The following is a 17,022-nucleotide window of genomic DNA, read 5'->3' on the forward strand; positions in this document are numbered from 1 at the left end:
CGGCGGGGCCTATCCAGCGGCTGATCGCCGATAAAGCCTACGATGCCAATAGTTTGCGAATGCTCCTCGCCGAGCACGGGGCCAAGGCCGTCATTCCGTCCACCACCAGCCGCAGCCAGCCGATCCCCTACAGCAAAAGACTCTACCGCCGGCGCAACCTGATCGAGCGCATGTTCGCTCGTCTCAAGGACTTCCGTCGTATCGCTACCCGCTACGACAAACTCGCAAGAAATTTCCTTGCTGGCGCCTTCATCGCCGCAGCCGTAACTTGGTGGCTCAATTGAGTCCGGACCCTAGCGCTGCAGCCACGGCCCGGTCGCTCGCTTCGCGACCGGGCCGCCAGCTTTCACAAGCGCGGCTGCTGCTGCGTCACGCAGTGGATGCCGCCGCCACCGGCGGCGATGCCGTCGATATCGAGCTGGATGATTTCCCGGTCCGGGTACAGGTCGCGCAGCTTGTCGCGCGCGTTGCGGTCCGCCGCCGCATCACCGAATTCCGGCGCGATCACGGCACCGTTACAGACATAGAAATTGATGTAGCCGGCGGCGAAGCTGTCGTCGTTTCCGTACTTTGGACGGACCGTCGACGGTCCCTGCAACTCCACGACCTTCAGGTGTCGACCTCTTGCGTCTGTCGACTTGCGCAGGATTGCCAGGTGTTCTCTCGTCACCTCGTAATCGTCGAACGACGTATCCATCTCCAGGCCCGCGACAACGACGCCCGGGCTGCTGAAGCGCGCGTAGAAATCGGTATGGCCATCGGTAATGTCGTCTTTGTTGTGACAGCCGGGTAGCCAGATGATCTTCTGCAGCCCGAGCAGGCGGAAGAGTTCAGCCTCGCATTCATCCTTCGTCAAACCGGGATTGCGATTGTCGTTGAGAACACAGCTTTTGGTGATGATCGCTGTCCCCTCGCCGTCGACTTCGATGCCGCCGCCCTCCAGCTTCAGGCCGGCCTTGATGAACTCAGCTTGCGCAAGCTCGGCCACACGTTCCGCGATCTTGGCATCATGCGCATGCCTTTGCTTCCCGCCCCAGCCGTTGAAGTTGAAACCGATGGCGCCGAGCTGCCCTGACGGGTTCGTTACAAAGACCGGTCCGGTGTCCCTGATCCAGATGTCGTCGAGCGGTTGAACAATGAGGTTCACCCGAGGGCCGCATAGCCGCGCGGCAATATCGTAGTCTTCCTTGCGCACCAGCATGTTCACGGGCTCGTCATGGGCCGCGATCGCCTGTGCCACCAAGGCAAGGTTTTCCCTGACCACTGGAAGCAGCCGTTTGCCCCAGATGTCCGTGTTGTGGGCGAAGGCCATCCAGGTGGCGGCATGCGGAGTGCTCTCGTCCGGCATCCGCCAACGGCCGCCAGCATCCTCTGCAGCACGATCCATGGCAGCGCCGCCCCGCCGCCCTAACCGGCCCGGTCAGCCGTCCCCACCATCCGCGCGGCGACACGGTCGCGCTTGACGAAGTGGTGGAAGGCGACCGCGGCGAGGTGCAGCACGATCAGCGCCAGCAGCACATAGGCGAAGAAGATGTGGCGATCCTCATAGGCATCCGCCGCCGCCTTGTCGGGCGAGGTGATCTGGGGAACGTGAAACAGGCCGAAGAAGCTCGAATAATCCTGTGCGCGGGCGCCGGAATGCGCCCAGCCCAGCATCGCCACCAGGATGGTGACGGCATAGAGCGCGCCGTGGCTGACCCGGGCGGCGATCCGCTGCCAGGAGGGCATCTCGGCCGGCAGCGCCGGCGTCGGGTTGACGCCGCGCCAGAGCAGCCGCAGCACGGTGAGCAGCAGCACCAGGTAGCCGATATCGGCGTGGATCGAGCGGTAGAAGAACTTGTCCGCCCGCGCCGGGACGTGGTTCATCCACCAGCCATAGGCCAGCATGCCGATGATGGCGATGCCGAGCACCCAGTGGAACGCGCGGGCGAGCGAGCCCCAGCTCGCGGTGGTATTGCGGATCATGTCACGTGGCCCCCTTGCGGCCGCATTTTTGGATTTCACACGTCGCAGCAATAGTTTGCCGTGATACTTGCAGCTATCGGTCAAGGCCATGTGAAATTCCCGGCTTCACCGCCTTTTGTCGGCCGAAGCGGCCGGATAGCCAAAAACAACTGAATGGTAACCCTGCTTCGGATAGAGTTTTCGCGTGTCCACTCCCCCGACCATCCTTGTGTTCGATTCCGGTCTCGGCGGCCTCACCGTGCTGCGCGAGATCGTCCGCGCCCGGCCCGATGCGCATTACGTCTATGTCGCCGACGACGCCTTCTTCCCCTATGGCCACCACGGCGAGGACGAGATCATCGCCCGTGTGGTGCCGCTGGTCGGCGAGCTGATCGCGGCCCACGCGCCCGACCTCGTCGTGATCGCCTGCAACACGGCATCCACCCTGGTCATGTCGCATCTGCGCGACGCCTATCCTTTGCCCTTCGTCGGCACCGTGCCGGCGATCAAGCCGGCCTGCGCCTCGTCGAAAACGAGGCGCGTGTCGGTGCTCGGCACAAGGGGCACCGTGAAGCGCGAATATACCCGCAAGCTGATCTCGGACTTTGCGCAGGGCTGCGAGGTGACGCTGGTCGGCTCCGGCGAGCTCGCTTCGCTGGCGGAGGCCGCCCTCAGCGGCGCGAGCGTGCGCGACGAGGATATCGCGGCCGAGCTCGCGCCCTGCTTCGTCGGCGATGGCGCCCACGACCCCGCCCGCACTGACACCGTCGTGCTCGCCTGCACGCATTATCCGCTGCTGCTGGAACGCCTTAAGAGGCTCGCGCCCTGGCAGGTCGACTGGATCGATCCGGCGCCGGCGATCGCACGCCGCGTCGCCGACCTGCTCGGCCCTGCCGGCCACGAGAGCGACCAGGCCGGCGCCGAGATGATCTTCACCTCGAAGCGCCCGCACGCGCTGACGGAAGCCTTGACGCCATTCTTCGGCGGCCGCGTCCCGGCCTGATCCTTTTCGCCGTCACAACGCGCTGCTAGCCTCTGCTCTCCTTCGAGGGAGGACCAAATTTGACCGCAGCCCCGCTGACACCGCTCAATCGCCTGCGCGAGGCGTGGCGCGACAAGTGCCCGACCTTCGGCGCGATCGCGACCATTCCGAGCATCCAGACCGTGCAGATCATGGCGCAGTCGCTGGACTGGATCATCGTCGATCTCGAGCACGGCCCGATCGATCTCGGCACCGCCCATGCGATGATCGTGGCGACCTCGGGCACGCCCTGCGTGCCGATGGTGCGGATCGCCGCCAACGAGCCGCATCTCGCCAAGGCACCGATGGACATCGGCGCGCTCGGCATCAATTTTCCGATGATCTGCAACGCAAGCGATGCGGTGAAGGCGGTGCGCAGCGTGCGCTATCCGCCGCAAGGCGACCGGCTCTGGGGACCGTTCCATGCGCCGTTCCGCTGGGGCGTCTCGATGAACGACTACATGGCGACCGCTGACGACGACATGATCTGCATGATCACGATCGAGCACGTCGATGCCGTGAACCGCATCGACGAGATCATGGCGACACCGGGCATTGATCTCGCGGTGATTGGACCCGGCGATCTCGCCACCTCGATCAACAAGCGCGGTCTGCCCGACGATCCCGAAGTGGTCGCGCTGATGCAGCGCGCCGAACAAGGCATCATGAAGAGCGGCGTGCCGATCGGCGGCGTCGCGCGCACCGCCGAACAGGCCAATGCGATGATCGAGCGCGGCTACCTCGCGCTCGCGCTCGGCTTCGACTGGTCGCTGTTCCAGCGCGGCATTGCGGCCGCGTTCGCGGGGATCAAGCGGTAGGCGTCAAACGCGGCCGCGCGGCGCTCCCGCTTGTTCACAGCTGCCGGCGAGCAGGTTCCAGTCACGTCGTGAAGGAACCGCGGGTGCAACTTCCGGCATCGCGCCTGCGACGGAGTGAACGATGCGTGTCGCCGATACAGCTCGTTCGCCTGAGTAGCTCATGAATAAGCGGCACAAACCCGCGCTGTTCGATGAACGGACTAATCCCAACGTCGCAAGTGCACATCACATATCGCCCGCTTTCCGCCGCGATTCCGCGCTGCTAGAGTTTTGCGGGTTGGGAGGAAAATGCATGTTCAGGAAATTACTGCTTGGTCTCACTGTGATTGCCCTTGCCGGTGCCGGCGCTGCTTTGGCGCAGCAGAGCGGCATCAAGCGGACGCCGCTGCAGAAGGTCGATTTTCCGACAGGCTACAACACGATCACCGCGATCGCCGAGGTTCCGGCCGGGGGTGCGTCGGGGCGTCACACCCATCCCGGCGCTGAAACCGGCTATGTGCTCGAAGGCGAGCTCGAGCTTCTGATCGACGGCAAACCGCCGCTGAAGCTGAAGGCGGGCGATTCCTACCAGATCCCGGAAGGCGCGGTGCACGACGCCAAGACGTCCGGCGACAAGCCGCTCAAGGTGCTCGGCGTCTATGTGGTCAAGGCCGGCGAGCCGTTGGCAAAACCCGCGCCGTGAGCAGAACCCTTTGGTCTCCGACCAGTTGGTTCATCTGAGCTTCAGGTGCGGCGAGCAACCATTTGAGCTCGCCGGGCCTTTGATTTTTTGCCTGTTTGCTAAGGAACTGAACCGAACGGATGCGCGGTAAATTTCGTCAGATTTCATTGCCGCGCCGTCTCGTCGCCGATCTGATGCATGCATCGGCCGGCGTGCCGCTGGTCTCCCTGAAGCGCACCCTGAACGTGCGGGCAATCGTCGAGGCTCGTGCACGTGCGGCGCAGGCACCGGGCTGGGCCGCCATCTTCGTCAAGGCATTCGCGCTGGTCGCCAGGACCGAGCCGACGTTGCGCACGCTGCACGTCAAATGGCCGTGGCCTTGCCTCTACGAGTTGCCGCGCAGCGTCGGCATGGTGGCGATTGCCCGCGTTGAGAAGGGCGAGGATTGCGTGCTGTTCGAGCGCATCTGTGCCGCCGACGAGATGCCGCTCGCCGAGGTCGACGCGCTGATCCGCCGCGCCAAGACCGCGCCGCTGCACGAAATCCCCTCGTTCCGCAAAATGCTCTGCGTCACGCGCCTGCCGCTTCCGCTGCGCCGCCTGGCGTGGACGATCGGGATGAATTTTGGCCGGCAGCGCGCCAATTTCTGCGGCAGTTTTGGCGTGACCTCGGTCGCGGCCTATGGCCCCGGCGAGTTGCACGCGCTGAGCCCAGGGCCATTCCTGTTGAGCTACGGCGTGATCAGGCCGGACCACACTGTCGACGTGGTGCTGCGCTGGGACCATCTGGTCTGCGACGCCGCCCTGATCGCGCAGACCTTGATCCGCCTCGAGCAGGTGCTGGGCGGCGAAATCGCCGCGGAACTGGGCGCGGGCCGGCCGCAAGCCGATGCCCGGCTGGTCCGGGCGGCCGGAAGCCGCCTCTGAGGGGCAAAATCGGCGAATTTTGACGCCAATTCGGCCCAAAATGCCCTGCGTTTTGTTTGACAGAACCGGACTTTCTCCTTAAGACCACCTTGCTCGCGGGCCGGTTTTCGGCCCGCGATGCGTTTCGCGACCCGTGGTCCTCCCCGAGCTTTCGAGGCGGACCTGTCGGTACAGGCCTTTTGGCCGGTACACAGGAGGGCGCGTCTCCTCAAACCCTAGACTGACAAAACGCCGGGCGCTGGGTGCGACGGCTGTACAAAGAGGACGCGATGACAAAGCGCAGTGAGGCGAAGTACAAGATCGATCGCCGCATGGGCCAGAATATCTGGGGCCGCCCGAAGAGCCCCGTGAACCGCCGCGAATACGGCCCCGGCCAGCACGGCCAGCGCCGCAAGGGCAAGCTCTCCGACTTCGGCGTGCAGCTGCGCGCCAAGCAGAAGCTCAAGGGCTACTACGCCAACATTTCCGAGCGCCAGTTCCACGGCATCTATGTCGAAGCCAGCCGCCTGAAGGGCGACACCGGCGAGAACCTGATCGGCCTCCTGGAGCGCCGTCTCGACACCGTGGTCTACCGCGCCAAGTTCGTCTCCACGATGTTCGCCGCGCGCCAGTTCATCAACCACGGCCACATCAAGGTGAACGGCCGCAAGGTCAACATCGGCAGCTACAAGCTGAAGGTCGGCGACCTCATCGAGGTCAAGGACTCCTCCAAGCAGCTGACGCCGGTGCTGGAAGCGGCCCAGCTCCCTGAGCGTGACGTGCCTGACTTCATCGAGGTCGATCACTCCAAGATGACCGCGACGTTCGCGCGCACCCCCGGCCTCTCGGACGTGCCATTCCCGGTGCAGATGGAGCCGCATCTGATCGTCGAATTCTATTCGCGCTGATCGCTGCAGCATTGCGATATCCGAAAGGCCCCGGTTTTGCCGGGGCCTTTTTGTTTGCCCACAAGACGACTATGATATTCGGGACTTGGCAGATGACTGCCCGTTGAGGTTTCTTGCCGATGACCCGGTTACTGGAACAGGCCTTCGAGACAGTTTCAAACTTGCCTGACACAGAGCAGGACGAGCTCGCGCGCATCATGCTGCAGCTTGCCGGCGTCGACCAACCACCGCTTCAGCTCGCGCCGGAAGAAGACGCCGATCTGGCTGAAGCCGACTCCGAGATTGCACGCGGCGAGCTGGCAACGGCCGAGGAAGTCCGTGCGATGTGGGCAAAGCACGGGCTGTGAACGTCCGTTACACGCGACGCGCTCTTGTTCAGATTGATCAGGCACTCTCCTATATCGAGACACGATCGCCCCAGGGGGCGGTCGACGTGCGGGACCGCATCTTGGCACTTGTCACGCTGCTGCAAGAGCAGCCGCGTGCAGGGCGCCCGACAAGCCGCTCAGGCGTCCGCCGGCTTTCGGCGACACCTTATCCCTACCTGATCGACTATCGCGTGACGCCCAACGAGATCATCATTATGCGGTTTCGTCACGCTGCCCGGAGGCCTATACGCTAGCGGCGATTCCGCACGCCAGCGGAGCGATGAGGAAAGCCCATGCACTACACCCCTGCCCGGCCCGATCCCAAGGCCCCGCCCGTCCGCATCAACCTTCTGTCCGATACGCAGACCAGGCCGACGCCGGCGATGCGCGAGGCGATGGCGAAGGCGGAGGTCGGCGACGAGCAGGTCGGCGACGATCCGACCACCAATGAGCTCTGCGCCCGCGTCGCCGATCTGCTCGGCAAGGAGGCTGCCGTCTTCATGCCGTCGGGCACCATGTGCAACGTCGCGGCGACGCTGGCCTATTGCCGCCCCGGCGACGAGATTTTGGCGCATGCGACCGCGCATATCATTGCGCGCGAGGGCGGCGCCCATGCCGCGCTCGGCGGTTTCCAGATCACGCAGCTGCCGGGCGATGACGGCCAGTTCACGCCTGAGACCTTCCAGGCCGCGCTGCATCCGCGCACCCGCTACCAGCCCCCGCAGGTGCTCGTCAGCGTCGAGCAGACCGCCAATATCGGTGGCGGCACGATCTGGAAGAAGGCGGCGCTCGACGAGGTCGTGCGCATCGCCAAGGCCCACGGCCTTGTCACCCACATGGACGGCGCGCGGCTGCTCAATGCGACCGTCGCGTCCGGCATCTCGCCGCGCGACATGACGGCAGGCTGGGATTCCGCCTGGATCGATTTCTCCAAGGGCCTCGGCGCACCGATCGGCGGCGTGATCGCCGGCACCCGCGCCTTCATCGACGATGTCTGGCGCTGGAAGCAGCGGCTCGGCGGCTCGATGCGGCAGTCCGGCGTCTGCGCCGCCGCCTGCATCCATGCGCTCGATCACCATGTCGACCGCCTCGCCGACGACCATGCCAATGCGCGGGCGCTGGCGCGCGGCCTGTCGCAGATCAACGGCATCGCGGTGCAGGCGCCGGAGACCAACCTCGTCTTCTTCAAGCCCGACGGCGCCGGCGTCTCAGGCGACAAGATGGTCGCCGAGCTGCGCAAGCGCGGCGTGACCCTGGCGATGATGGACGGCCGGATCAGGGCCTGCACGCATCTCGATGTCACCGCGGCGATGATCGAGGAAGCGGTCGGACACGTCAGGGACATCGTGCGCGCGGCGTAACTCCCGTAGCCCAGATTGCGCTTCGCTTCATCCGGGCTTCGAAGCTGAATTCTACCGTCCCATCGCCTGGTAGATCAGCGTCTTCAGCTCCTGCTGGATCCGGCCACGCTGCGACGGCGTCTGCACCATGAAGATCCCGAACAGGTCGTCCGCGGGATCGATGAAGAAGAAGGTGCCGCCGACACCGTCCCAGCGATACTCGCCCAGCGGCCAGTCTGTGTTCGCCGGCACCGAAGTGCGGACCGCGAAGCCGAGGCCGAAGCCGGAGTTCGGACCGGGATAGTAGTTCTGGTCGCGCACGACGCCGGTCTCCGGACCGATATGGTCCCTCGCCATCAGCGCGATGGTCTCCGGCTTCAGATAGCGCCTGCCCTCATAGCTGCCGCCGTTCAGCAGCATCTGCGAGAAGCGCGCATAGTCGCCGATGGTGCCGACCATGCCGCCGCCGCCGGATTCCCATCGCAGCGGCTTGCGCGGATTGCGGACGTCGGCGACCGGACTGATGGTGCGATCCTTCGGCATCGGCTCGGCGATCAGCGGCCATTTCGCCCGGTCGGCGACATAGAACGCGGTCTCGTTCATCCCGAGCGGGCCGAGCAGCCGCTCCTTCTCGACCTGAAACAGCGATTTCCCCGTGATCACCTCGATGATGCGGCCGAGCACGTCGGTGGAATGGCCGTAATCCCATTGCGTGCCGGGTTGTTCGGCCAGCGGCAGCGCCGTGAGCCGCGCCACGAATTCGGCATTGTCGGGATCGTTGTTGAACAGGCCGGCATCGGCGTAGGTCTTGTTCACGACACCACCGCCGTAATAGCCGTAAGGCAGGCCGGCGGTGTGGCGCATCAGGTCTTCGATGGTGATGGGGCGCCTCAGCGGCTCCAGCGTCATCGCCATCTTGCCTTCATCGCCGCGCTTTTCCACCCCGACCTTCATGTCGGCAAAGGCCGGGAGATATTTCGACACCGGATCGCCGAGGGCGAGCTTGCCTTCCTCGACCAGCATCATCGCGATGACCGTGGTGATCGGCTTCGACATCGAATAGAGGCGGAAGATGGTATCGGCGCTCATCGAGAACTCGGTGGCGACGTCGCGAACCCCGAACTTCTCGTAGTAGACCGGCTTGCCGTGCTGCTGCAGCAGCAGGATCGCGCCCGGAATCTTTCCGGTCGCGACCTCGTTCCGGACATAGTCGGAAACCTTGGAAAGGCCCTCCGCCGAGAAGCTGTGCGCGGCCGGCCCCGCGGAGCCGGCCTTCGCAATCGTTGCGACCAACGCGAACGCGAGTGACGCGACGAACGCGCGGCCCCCACGCATGCAAGCGCATGAGCCGATCCGCCTGAATCGGATCATGCCGTCATTCCCTTCTTTTCAACGCGTTTGTTCACGCGAACCGGTATCCACTTCGCTCGAAAACGCTCTAGTTTTCCATGGCTTCATAGACGAGCTGCTTCAGCGTCCGCTGGATGCGCTGACGCTCGGTCGGCGTCTGCTCCAGCAGAACGAAGAAGAAATCCTGCTTGCGGTCGATGACATAATAGCAGCCGCTGGCGCCGTCCCATTTCAGCTCGCCGAGATCGCCGGGCGGTGGTGGCTTCGCAGTGCCGGGATCGGTGCGCACCGCGATCCCAAGCCCGAAGCCGAAGCCGTCGCCGGGGAAGTAGAAAAAGTCGCGCTCGACGCCGGAGCGAGGCCCGACGCGGTCGGTCGTCAGCTCCTTGAACGTCTCGGGCTTCAGGATGGTCTTGCCGTCGAGGGTGCCGCCATTGAGCAGCATCTGCGCGAAGCGCGAATAATCCGCCATGGTCGAGACCATGCCGCCGCTGGCGGACTCCCATTTCTTGACCTTGGTCGGATCGTTGACCCGGCCGACCCGGAAGTCGCTGTCGTTCGGCATCGGTTCGGCCATCAGCTTCTGCTTCTCGGGATCGGTGACGAAGAAGCCGGTGTCCTTCATGCCGAGCGGATCGAGCAGCCTTTCGCGCTCGATCGCCGAGAGCTTCTCGCCGGTGGTCACCTCCATCACGCGCGCCAGAATGTCGGTGGAATGGCCGTATTGCCAGAGCGCGCCGGGCTGGTTGTGCAGCGGCAGCTTGGCGATCCGCTCGGCGAATTCGGCGAGATCGAAATCTCCGCCGTAGATATTGGCTTCCTTGTAGGCCTTGCGGACCAGGCTGTCGCCATAGAAGCCGTAGGTGATACCCGACGTATGCGTCATCAGATCGAGGATCGTGAGCGGCCGCTTTGGCGGCACCAGCTCCAGAGTCTTGGTGCCGTCCTCGGCCTTCTTCTCGACGCCGACCTTCACGTTGGCAAAGGACGGGATGTATTTCGAGACCGGATCGTCGAGCTTGTATTTCCCTTCCTGCAGCAACTGCATCGACACCACGGCGGTGATCGACTTGGACATCGAGGCCAGCCGGAAGATGGTCTTGTCCGTGATCGGCACCTTGCTGACCACGTCCTGCACGCCGAAGGCCTCGTGATAGACCGGCTTGCCGTGCTGCTGGATCAGGACGATGGCGCCGGGAATCTTCCCGGTCGCGACCTCGTTCTTGAAGAACTCGCTGATCTTGGCGAGCTTGTCGCGGTTGAAATGCGCACCCGCCGGAATCTCGTAGGTGCCCTCGGTGTGCGGGTACGCCGGCGCCGCCAGCACCACCGCGGCGGCCGCGGCCGCGCACGTCAGACGAAATGAATGCATTTGGATTATCCCTCCCCGGAAATCACGGGGAAGTGTAGCGGCGGCATCATCAGGCACAAGGGCTGCCAAAGGCCCCCAGGACCTTCTGATGAAGCTCGCCGCTTTGGGCAGAAAAGCAGCAAAAGATCACCTGCGCGAGGCCGGGTGCGGCGGCCAGGGCATCGACGACGGCCTTGACCGCGATGTCGGCGGCGCGATCCGGCGGGAAGTGATAGACGCCGGTCGAGATGGCGGGAAATGCGATGGAGCCCAGCTGATTGGCGTGGCACAGCTCGATGCCGCGGCGATAGCAGGATGCGAGCAGCGCATCCTCGTTTTGAATGCCGCCGTGCCAGATCGGGCCGACGGCGTGGATCACGTGCTTCGCCGGGAGCCGATAGCCTTTGGTGATCTTGGCATCGCCGGTCTTGCAGCCGTGCAGGGTGCGGCACTCAGCGAGCAGCTCGGGGCCCGCGGCACGATGGATCGCACCGTCAACGCCGCCACCGCCGAGCAGCGATGAATTGGCCGCGTTGACGATGGCGTCAACGCGCAAGGTCGTGATGTCGGTAACGATGACTTCGAGCCGCGCCTTGCCGATCTGGCGCGCCGTCAAGGTCAGGCAGCCACGTCGACCGGGATGCCCTTGTCGGCAAACAGCTGCTGCAATTCGCCGGCCTGGAACATCTCGCGGATGATGTCGCAACCGCCGACGAACTCGCCCTTCACATAGAGCTGCGGAATCGTCGGCCAATTCGAATAGACCTTGATGCCGTTGCGCAGTTCGGCGGATTCGAGAACGTTGAGGCCTTTGTAGCCGACGCCGATGTGGTCGAGGATCTGCACGACCTGACCGGAAAACCCGCACTGCGGGAATTGCGGCGTGCCCTTCATGAACAGGACGACGTCGTTCGACTTCACTTCGTTGTCGATGAATTGCTCGATGCTCATTTTCGCTTCCTTCGGGGGCGACGCTCTCAGGCCTTGACGGGCCGGCCCGCCCTTCTAACCCGTGACTGACTATATATGTAGCTCAAACCATTGTGCATCCAAAGCAAAATGGCGGAAATCTGGCATGCGCCGGGCGCTGCCGGCGCCCCAAATGGGCCGGGATTATCTGACGGCCCCAATATCATCGCGGGGGGAGGCTTTTTTCCCGTAACGGAGCCCCTATCTAGGACGAACTGTCCGTTGGGAACCAGTTTGCCGAAGCAACGTTCTCTCCATTGAATCGGAGACCCCTGTGACGAAACCAGCCTCTGCCGCGGCCGCCCTTCCCGCCGTCCCCCCGTCACTGTCCTCCGAATCCGGCCCGCTCGCCCAGCGCTTGGTGGACGCCTATCGCGCCGTCCGCGACGAGACCGAACGGCGGGCCGCACCGCTGTCGCCCGAAGACCAGCTGATCCAGTCGATGCCGGACGCGAGCCCAGCCAAATGGCACCGCGCCCATACCACCTGGTTCTTCGAGCAGTTCCTGCTCGGCGAGCACGTCAAGGGCTACACGCCATTCCATCCGGACTACGCTTATCTGTTCAATTCTTATTACGTCAGCGCCGGGCCGCGGCACGCCCGCCACCAGCGCGGCCATTTGACCCGCCCGACCGCCGACGAAGTCACCGCCTACCGCCGCCATGTCGACGCCGAGGTGGTGAAATTCTTCCAGACTGCCGGAGCCGACACGCTCGAGGCGCTGGTGCCGCTGGTCGAGGTCGGGCTCAATCACGAGCAGCAGCATCAGGAGCTGATGTACACCGACATCCTGCATGCCTTCGCGCAGAACCCGATCCCGCCGGCCTACGATCCGGCGTGGCGCTTCCCGGTGTCGCAGCACGGGCCTGAGGAATGGGTGACGCTCAACGAAGGCATCCACACCGTCGGCCATGGCGACGACAGCTTCCATTTCGACAATGAGAAGCCCGCGCATCGCGCTTTGGTCGGCCCGGTCAAGCTCGCGAAGAACCTCATCACCAATGCAGAGTGGCTCGCCTTCATGAAGGACGGCGGCTATTCCACCGCCACGCTGTGGCTGATGGATGGCTTTGGCACCGTGAGCAACGAGGGCTGGCAGGCACCCGGCCATTGGCGCGAGATCGACGGCGAATGGAGGATCATGACGCTGGGCGGCCTGCAGCCGATCGATCCGTCCGCGCCGGTTTGCCATGTCAGCTATTACGAGGCCGACGCCTTCGCCCGATGGGCCGGCAAGCACCTGCCGACCGAGATGGAATGGGAGGTCGCCGCGCGCGCCGGCCTGCTCAACGACGCTTACGGCATCGTCTGGCAATGGACCCGCAGCTCCTATTCGCCCTATCCGGGCTACCGCGCGATCGAAGGCGCGCTCGGTGAGTACAACGGCAAGTTCATGGTCAACCAGCTCGTGCTGCGCGGCTCGTCGCTGGCGACGCCTTCGGGTCACAGCCGCGTCACCTATCGCAACTTCTTCTATCCACACCATCGCTGGCAATTCACGGGGTTACGCCTCGCAGACTATGCCTGATTGAGTCCTGTCGACATCAATAACGCGTCGGTAAGCGCGTTCGGGAGAGTATCATGAATGTGCATGCCGCCGCTTTGGCCAAAGCGTATCCGTTCGACGAAGCGACGTCGGTGTTTGCCGGCGACGTGATTGGCGATCTCGCCCGTCACCCGAAACGGCTGTCGCCGAAATATTTCTACGACGCCACCGGCTCCGAGCTGTTCGAGCAGATCACGGTGCTGCCGGAATATTATCCGACGCGCACCGAGCTTGGCATCCTGCGCGACCGCGGCGACGAGATCGCCGCGATCATCCCTGACGGCGCAGCGCTGGTCGAGTTCGGCGCCGGCGCGACCACCAAGGTGCGCCTGCTGCTCGAGCATTGCGAATTCGCAGCCTATGTGCCGGTCGATATCTCAGGCGATTTCCTCAAAGCCCAGGCCGACGGGCTGCGGAAGGATTTCCCTCGCCTCGGCATCTACCCGGTCGCTGCCGATTTCACCACGCCGTTCACGCTGCCCGAGGCCGTCGCCACGATGCCGAAGGTCGGCTTCTTTCCCGGCTCGACGCTCGGCAATTTCGAGCCGAGCGAGGCCTTGGCCTTCCTGCGCAGCGCGCGAAAAATCCTCGGCCACGGCGCGCAGATGATCATCGGCGTCGACCTCGAGAAGGACGAGCGCGTGCTGTACGACGCCTATAACGACGCAGCCGGCGTCACCGCGCGGTTCAACCTCAATGTGCTGGTTCGCATCAACCGCGAGCTCGGCGGCAATTTCGATCTGTCGGGATTCACGCACCGCTCGATCTACAACCGCGATCGCCATCGCATCGAGATGCACCTGATCAGTCGCAAGGCGCAGACCGTGCGCATCCTCGGCAACACCTTTGCGTTCCGTCCGGGCGAGAGCATCCACACCGAGAACAGCTACAAATACTCGCTCGAGCGCTTCACCGCGCTCGCCCGCAGCGCGGGCTGGACGGTGCGCGAAAGCTGGACCGACGCCAACACGATGTTCTCGGTGCACGCACTGGTCGCGGACTAGCGCCCAAACCAGGACGGGGCAAATCATGGGCAGGCGTCCGCTGCAGATCGCGACGGCGTTGCTCGCCCTAGTCCCGATCCTGACCGGCATCATCACCATGCTGGGCGTCAGCGATCCGCTCTACGCCTCAGCGGGCGTTCCGGCGCTGCCGGTGCTCGACAGCAATCTGCGCTTCTTCGGCGGGGTCTGGCTTGGTCTCGGCCTCGCGCTGCTCTGGCTGGTACCGCGGATCGAAAGCGAGAGCGTGCTGTTTCGGGTGGTCTGGGGCGGCATCTTCCTCGGCGGCATCGGCAGGCTGCTGTCGATGCTGATGGTCGGCTTGCCGCCGCTGCCCTTCGCGGGCTTCACCGCGCTCGAAGTGATCGGCGCACCGCTGTTCGTCTATTGGCAGCACCTGGTAGCAAAGGCCGGCCGCGAGTAACGGCCGCCGCTATTCCTCTTCCCCCGTCGACCGCAGCGAGATCGACTCCCACGCGGCGACCACGATCATGATCGCGGTGGTGACGATTGAGAGCACCAGCGGCGACATCTCGCGGGCGAAATAGGCCGTGATCGCCAGCGCGACGATGCCGACGCCGTGCGAGAGCTGGAGGAAGTTGCGGATCACATATTTGAACAGGATGGTCCCGACCAGGAACAGCATGGGCCCGCCGACCGAGCTGACGATCGTGTTCAGATCGGAATGACCGGACGGGTGCTTCAGCACCAGTTCGTCGGCCACCGCGGTAAGGATGATGCCGCCGACGATCGGCATGTGCAGATAGGTATAGGCGATCCGCGCCACGCGGCCGGATTCCTCTGACTTGGAGATCATGTCCGAGCCGGCCTCGGCGCCCTTGTGGAAATAGATCCACCACATCGCGATGCTGCCGACCAGCGCCGAGATGAACGCGGCGACGTTCTCCGGCGTCCAGGTCAGCTCGGCAAAGGTCGCGCCGTCAACCACGATGGCCTCGCCGAGCGCAATGATGATGAAGCCGGCGCAGCGCTCGGCCATGTGGCCGCCCTCGACCGACCACGCCTCGATCGAGGAAAAGCCGAGCCCAGGGGTCCAGAACCGCGCGGCCGGCGCGATATATTCGATGGTCAGCGCCGCAATCCAGAGCCACATCCGCGTCTCGTGCTCGGCGAATCCGCCGAGAATCCACAGCACGGCCGAGCAGGACAGCCAGGTCAGGATGCGGATGGCGTTGTGGCGCACCGCCGTCCGGCGCCGCGGCGTCGCCAGCAGCCAGAACGTGGTGCGGCCGACCTGCATTGCCGCATAGGTCCCGGCGAACCACAGCCCGCGGCCCTCGAAGGCGGTCGGTATGGAGGTCGACAGCAACAGCCCGCCCAGCATCAGCACGAACAGCAGCAGGCGGACCGGCGTCAGCTCGGGATTGAGCCAGTTGGTGACCCAGGTGGTGTAGACCCACACCCACCACACCGCGAGGAACAGCAGCGTGACCTGCACCGCCCCAAGCAGGGTGAAGTGGTGCAGCAGCGTATGCGACAGCTGCGTGACGGCGAAGACGAAGACGAGGTCGAAGAACAGCTCGGCATTGGTGACGCGGCTGTGCTGGTTCGGCACGATGACGCGAAACATCGCGCCACGCGGATTGTCCACCATGCTTGAGGCCCCCGCCCGCAGCTTTGCCGGGCCCTAGCCTTCCGGCACGCCGGTCTGCAGGGCCAGCGCGTGCAGCACGCCGCCCATCTGGCCCTTCAGCGACTGGTAGACGATCTGGTGCTGCTGGACGCGGGACTTGCCGCGGAATGACTCGGAAATAACAGTGGCGGCGTAGTGGTCGCCGTCGCCGGCCAGATCGCGGATCGTCACCTCGGCATCGGGAATCGCTGCCTTGATCATCGATTCGATATCACGGGCGTCCATCGGCATCCCAGTCCACCTCCGTCAGGTCGTTCGAATCAGGGCCAGATCGGCCAGATAAACCTAAGGATAAAACCTAGCCCTTGGGGTCTTCTAGGTCATCCCGGGCACACTATATTCCCATTCCCAGCGATTTAAACCTGCATCAATCGGTCACAAGCCATCACACCGAAATGACCAGAAGAGGCGCAGAATCATGAAGCTCCCCGGCCCCGATCATCCCATTGCGATCACGCCCAATGCCAAGCGCGTCCGCGTCACCGCCGACGGCGTCGTGATCGCCGAGACTACCCATGCGCTGACCTTGAAGGAAGCGAGCTATCCGGCCGTGCAATACGTCCCCCGGCAGGACGCCAACATGGAGCTGTTGACCCGCACCGAGCGGACCACGCATTGCCCGTACAAGGGGGACGCGAACTACTTCAGCATCAAGGCCAACGGCAAGACGCTGGACAACGCGATCTGGACCTATGAGGAGCCCTTCCCGGCGATGACCGAGATCGCCGGCCACCTCGCCTTCTATCCGGACAAGGTGAAGATCGAGGAAGTCGCCTAGGGTCGCCTGCCGCAAGCGCCGGGCCTCGCCCGGCCTTTGGTCGCGCGCTGACCCAGCCTGCAAAACGGCAATGCCCGGGCGAGGCCCGGGCATGACGTCGGGAGCGCTTGGCCCCGATCCCAGCTATACCCTGAATATCGTGAGCCCGAGGATCAGGAGCACCAGGAAGATCACGACGAACACATAGAACAGAAAGCGCGCGATGTCGGCGGAGGCGGCGGAAATGCCGGTGAAGCCAAGCAAACCCGCGATGATCGATACGACAAGGAAGATCAGCGCCCATTTCAGAATTGTCATTACCCGCTCCTCATACCGCGCGTGTCCGCCAGGTCGGACGAGAACGCCCGCACCCGACCGCAGTTCCAAAGACGAAACAGCTTCGCCGAGATGACCGACCTCGATACTCCC

At 64.2% G+C, this 17,022-nt stretch carries 22 protein-coding genes; 13 read left to right on the forward strand and 9 right to left on the reverse strand.

Going from position 1 to position 17,022, the window contains the following annotated elements; translation table 11 throughout:
• A partial coding sequence (locus tag J6525_RS29295; RefSeq protein ID WP_225647230.1) for a transposase occupies positions 1–284 on the forward strand: 284 nt, incomplete at its 5' end.
• Positions 285–346: 62 nt separating this feature from the next.
• Here the strand turns inward: J6525_RS29295 and J6525_RS29300 are convergent.
• Both J6525_RS29300 and J6525_RS29305 read right to left on the reverse strand, forming a co-directional pair.
• Complete coding sequence (locus J6525_RS29300) at positions 347–1,387, reverse strand: agmatine deiminase family protein (RefSeq protein ID WP_225647231.1); 1,041 nt, start codon at positions 1,385–1,387, stop codon at positions 347–349.
• A 20-nt stretch (positions 1,388–1,407) separates the two neighbouring features.
• Positions 1,408–1,965: a cytochrome b gene (locus tag J6525_RS29305; RefSeq protein ID WP_225647232.1), complete on the reverse strand. Its 558-nt coding sequence runs from the start codon at positions 1,963–1,965 to the stop codon at positions 1,408–1,410.
• A 184-nt stretch (positions 1,966–2,149) separates the two neighbouring features.
• Between J6525_RS29305 and murI the strand changes: the two genes are divergently transcribed.
• From murI to J6525_RS29345, 8 genes are all read left to right on the forward strand, one after another.
• Positions 2,150–2,947, forward strand: coding sequence for a glutamate racemase (gene murI / locus J6525_RS29310; protein ID WP_225647233.1), 798 nt, complete (start codon positions 2,150–2,152; stop codon positions 2,945–2,947).
• Positions 2,948–3,006: 59 nt separating this feature from the next.
• Positions 3,007–3,783 (forward strand): HpcH/HpaI aldolase family protein, encoded by a 777-nt coding sequence (locus J6525_RS29315; protein ID WP_225647234.1) that lies wholly within the window; start codon positions 3,007–3,009, stop codon positions 3,781–3,783.
• A gap of 292 nt (positions 3,784–4,075) precedes the next feature.
• Positions 4,076–4,465, forward strand: coding sequence for a cupin domain-containing protein (locus J6525_RS29320; RefSeq protein ID WP_225647235.1), 390 nt, complete (start codon positions 4,076–4,078; stop codon positions 4,463–4,465).
• Between the two features lie 119 nt (positions 4,466–4,584).
• Positions 4,585–5,370, forward strand: coding sequence for an acyltransferase (locus J6525_RS29325; protein WP_225647236.1), 786 nt, complete (start codon positions 4,585–4,587; stop codon positions 5,368–5,370).
• Between the two features lie 269 nt (positions 5,371–5,639).
• Entirely contained in the window at positions 5,640–6,257 is a 618-nt protein-coding gene (gene rpsD / locus J6525_RS29330; protein WP_076828559.1) for a 30S ribosomal protein S4, read from the forward strand.
• A 119-nt stretch (positions 6,258–6,376) separates the two neighbouring features.
• Positions 6,377–6,604 (forward strand): hypothetical protein, encoded by a 228-nt coding sequence (locus J6525_RS29335; RefSeq protein WP_076828477.1) that lies wholly within the window; start codon positions 6,377–6,379, stop codon positions 6,602–6,604.
• Positions 6,601–6,879, forward strand: a complete 279-nt coding sequence (locus J6525_RS29340; RefSeq protein ID WP_312009925.1) for a type II toxin-antitoxin system RelE/ParE family toxin — start codon at positions 6,601–6,603, stop codon at positions 6,877–6,879. Before J6525_RS29335 ends, J6525_RS29340 begins: the two co-directional genes overlap by 4 nt.
• Before the next feature lie 39 nt (positions 6,880–6,918).
• Positions 6,919–7,986 carry a threonine aldolase family protein gene (locus J6525_RS29345; RefSeq protein WP_038385921.1) on the forward strand — a complete coding sequence of 356 codons (1,068 nt, stop codon included), beginning with the start codon at positions 6,919–6,921 and terminating at the stop codon, positions 7,984–7,986.
• 51 nt (positions 7,987–8,037) lie between these two features.
• On the opposite strand, the gene J6525_RS29350 is transcribed toward J6525_RS29345, so the two are convergent.
• The 4 genes from J6525_RS29350 to grxD form a co-directional block, all read right to left on the reverse strand.
• On the reverse strand, positions 8,038–9,300 hold the full coding sequence (locus tag J6525_RS29350; RefSeq protein WP_225647238.1) for a serine hydrolase domain-containing protein: 1,263 nt from the start codon (positions 9,298–9,300) through the stop codon (positions 8,038–8,040).
• A gap of 103 nt (positions 9,301–9,403) precedes the next feature.
• Positions 9,404–10,687: a serine hydrolase domain-containing protein gene (locus tag J6525_RS29355; protein ID WP_225647239.1), complete on the reverse strand. Its 1,284-nt coding sequence runs from the start codon at positions 10,685–10,687 to the stop codon at positions 9,404–9,406.
• Positions 10,688–10,736: 49 nt separating this feature from the next.
• On the reverse strand, positions 10,737–11,288 hold the full coding sequence (locus J6525_RS29360; protein ID WP_057018462.1) for an O-acetyl-ADP-ribose deacetylase: 552 nt from the start codon (positions 11,286–11,288) through the stop codon (positions 10,737–10,739).
• Positions 11,285–11,617: a Grx4 family monothiol glutaredoxin gene (gene grxD / locus J6525_RS29365; RefSeq protein ID WP_016843475.1), complete on the reverse strand. Its 333-nt coding sequence runs from the start codon at positions 11,615–11,617 to the stop codon at positions 11,285–11,287. The genes J6525_RS29360 and grxD overlap by 4 nt, the downstream gene beginning before the upstream one ends.
• 292 nt (positions 11,618–11,909) lie before the next feature.
• Between grxD and egtB the strand changes: the two genes are divergently transcribed.
• The 3 genes from egtB to J6525_RS29380 are packed head-to-tail and all read left to right on the forward strand — an operon-like array spanning position 11,910 to position 14,606.
• Entirely contained in the window at positions 11,910–13,163 is a 1,254-nt protein-coding gene (gene egtB, locus J6525_RS29370; RefSeq protein WP_225647240.1) for an ergothioneine biosynthesis protein EgtB, read from the forward strand.
• A gap of 53 nt (positions 13,164–13,216) precedes the next feature.
• Positions 13,217–14,185, forward strand: coding sequence for an L-histidine N(alpha)-methyltransferase (egtD, locus tag J6525_RS29375; protein WP_057018404.1), 969 nt, complete (start codon positions 13,217–13,219; stop codon positions 14,183–14,185).
• Between the two features lie 25 nt (positions 14,186–14,210).
• Positions 14,211–14,606: a DUF4345 domain-containing protein gene (locus J6525_RS29380; protein WP_225647241.1), complete on the forward strand. Its 396-nt coding sequence runs from the start codon at positions 14,211–14,213 to the stop codon at positions 14,604–14,606.
• A 9-nt stretch (positions 14,607–14,615) separates the two neighbouring features.
• Here J6525_RS29380 and J6525_RS29385 read toward each other — a convergent pair whose 3' ends face one another.
• Both J6525_RS29385 and J6525_RS29390 read right to left on the reverse strand, forming a co-directional pair.
• Complete coding sequence (locus tag J6525_RS29385; RefSeq protein ID WP_225647242.1) at positions 14,616–15,797, reverse strand: low temperature requirement protein A; 1,182 nt, start codon at positions 15,795–15,797, stop codon at positions 14,616–14,618.
• Between the two features lie 33 nt (positions 15,798–15,830).
• Positions 15,831–16,067 carry a BolA family protein gene (locus J6525_RS29390; RefSeq protein ID WP_016843470.1) on the reverse strand — a complete coding sequence of 79 codons (237 nt, stop codon included), beginning with the start codon at positions 16,065–16,067 and terminating at the stop codon, positions 15,831–15,833.
• A gap of 187 nt (positions 16,068–16,254) precedes the next feature.
• Here J6525_RS29390 and J6525_RS29395 point away from each other — a divergent pair, with 187 nt between their 5' ends.
• On the forward strand, positions 16,255–16,614 hold the full coding sequence (locus J6525_RS29395; protein WP_092088543.1) for a DUF427 domain-containing protein: 360 nt from the start codon (positions 16,255–16,257) through the stop codon (positions 16,612–16,614).
• Positions 16,615–16,737: 123 nt separating this feature from the next.
• Here J6525_RS29395 and J6525_RS29400 read toward each other — a convergent pair whose 3' ends face one another.
• A complete protein-coding gene (locus tag J6525_RS29400; RefSeq protein ID WP_024582607.1) occupies positions 16,738–16,911 on the reverse strand; it encodes a DUF1328 domain-containing protein in 174 nt (57 codons plus the stop codon).
• Between the last annotated feature and the right edge of the window lie 111 nt (positions 16,912–17,022).

The sequence above is a fragment of the Bradyrhizobium australafricanum genome (genome assembly GCF_020329495.1).
In the GTDB taxonomy this organism is placed as follows: domain Bacteria; phylum Pseudomonadota; class Alphaproteobacteria; order Rhizobiales; family Xanthobacteraceae; genus Bradyrhizobium; species Bradyrhizobium australafricanum.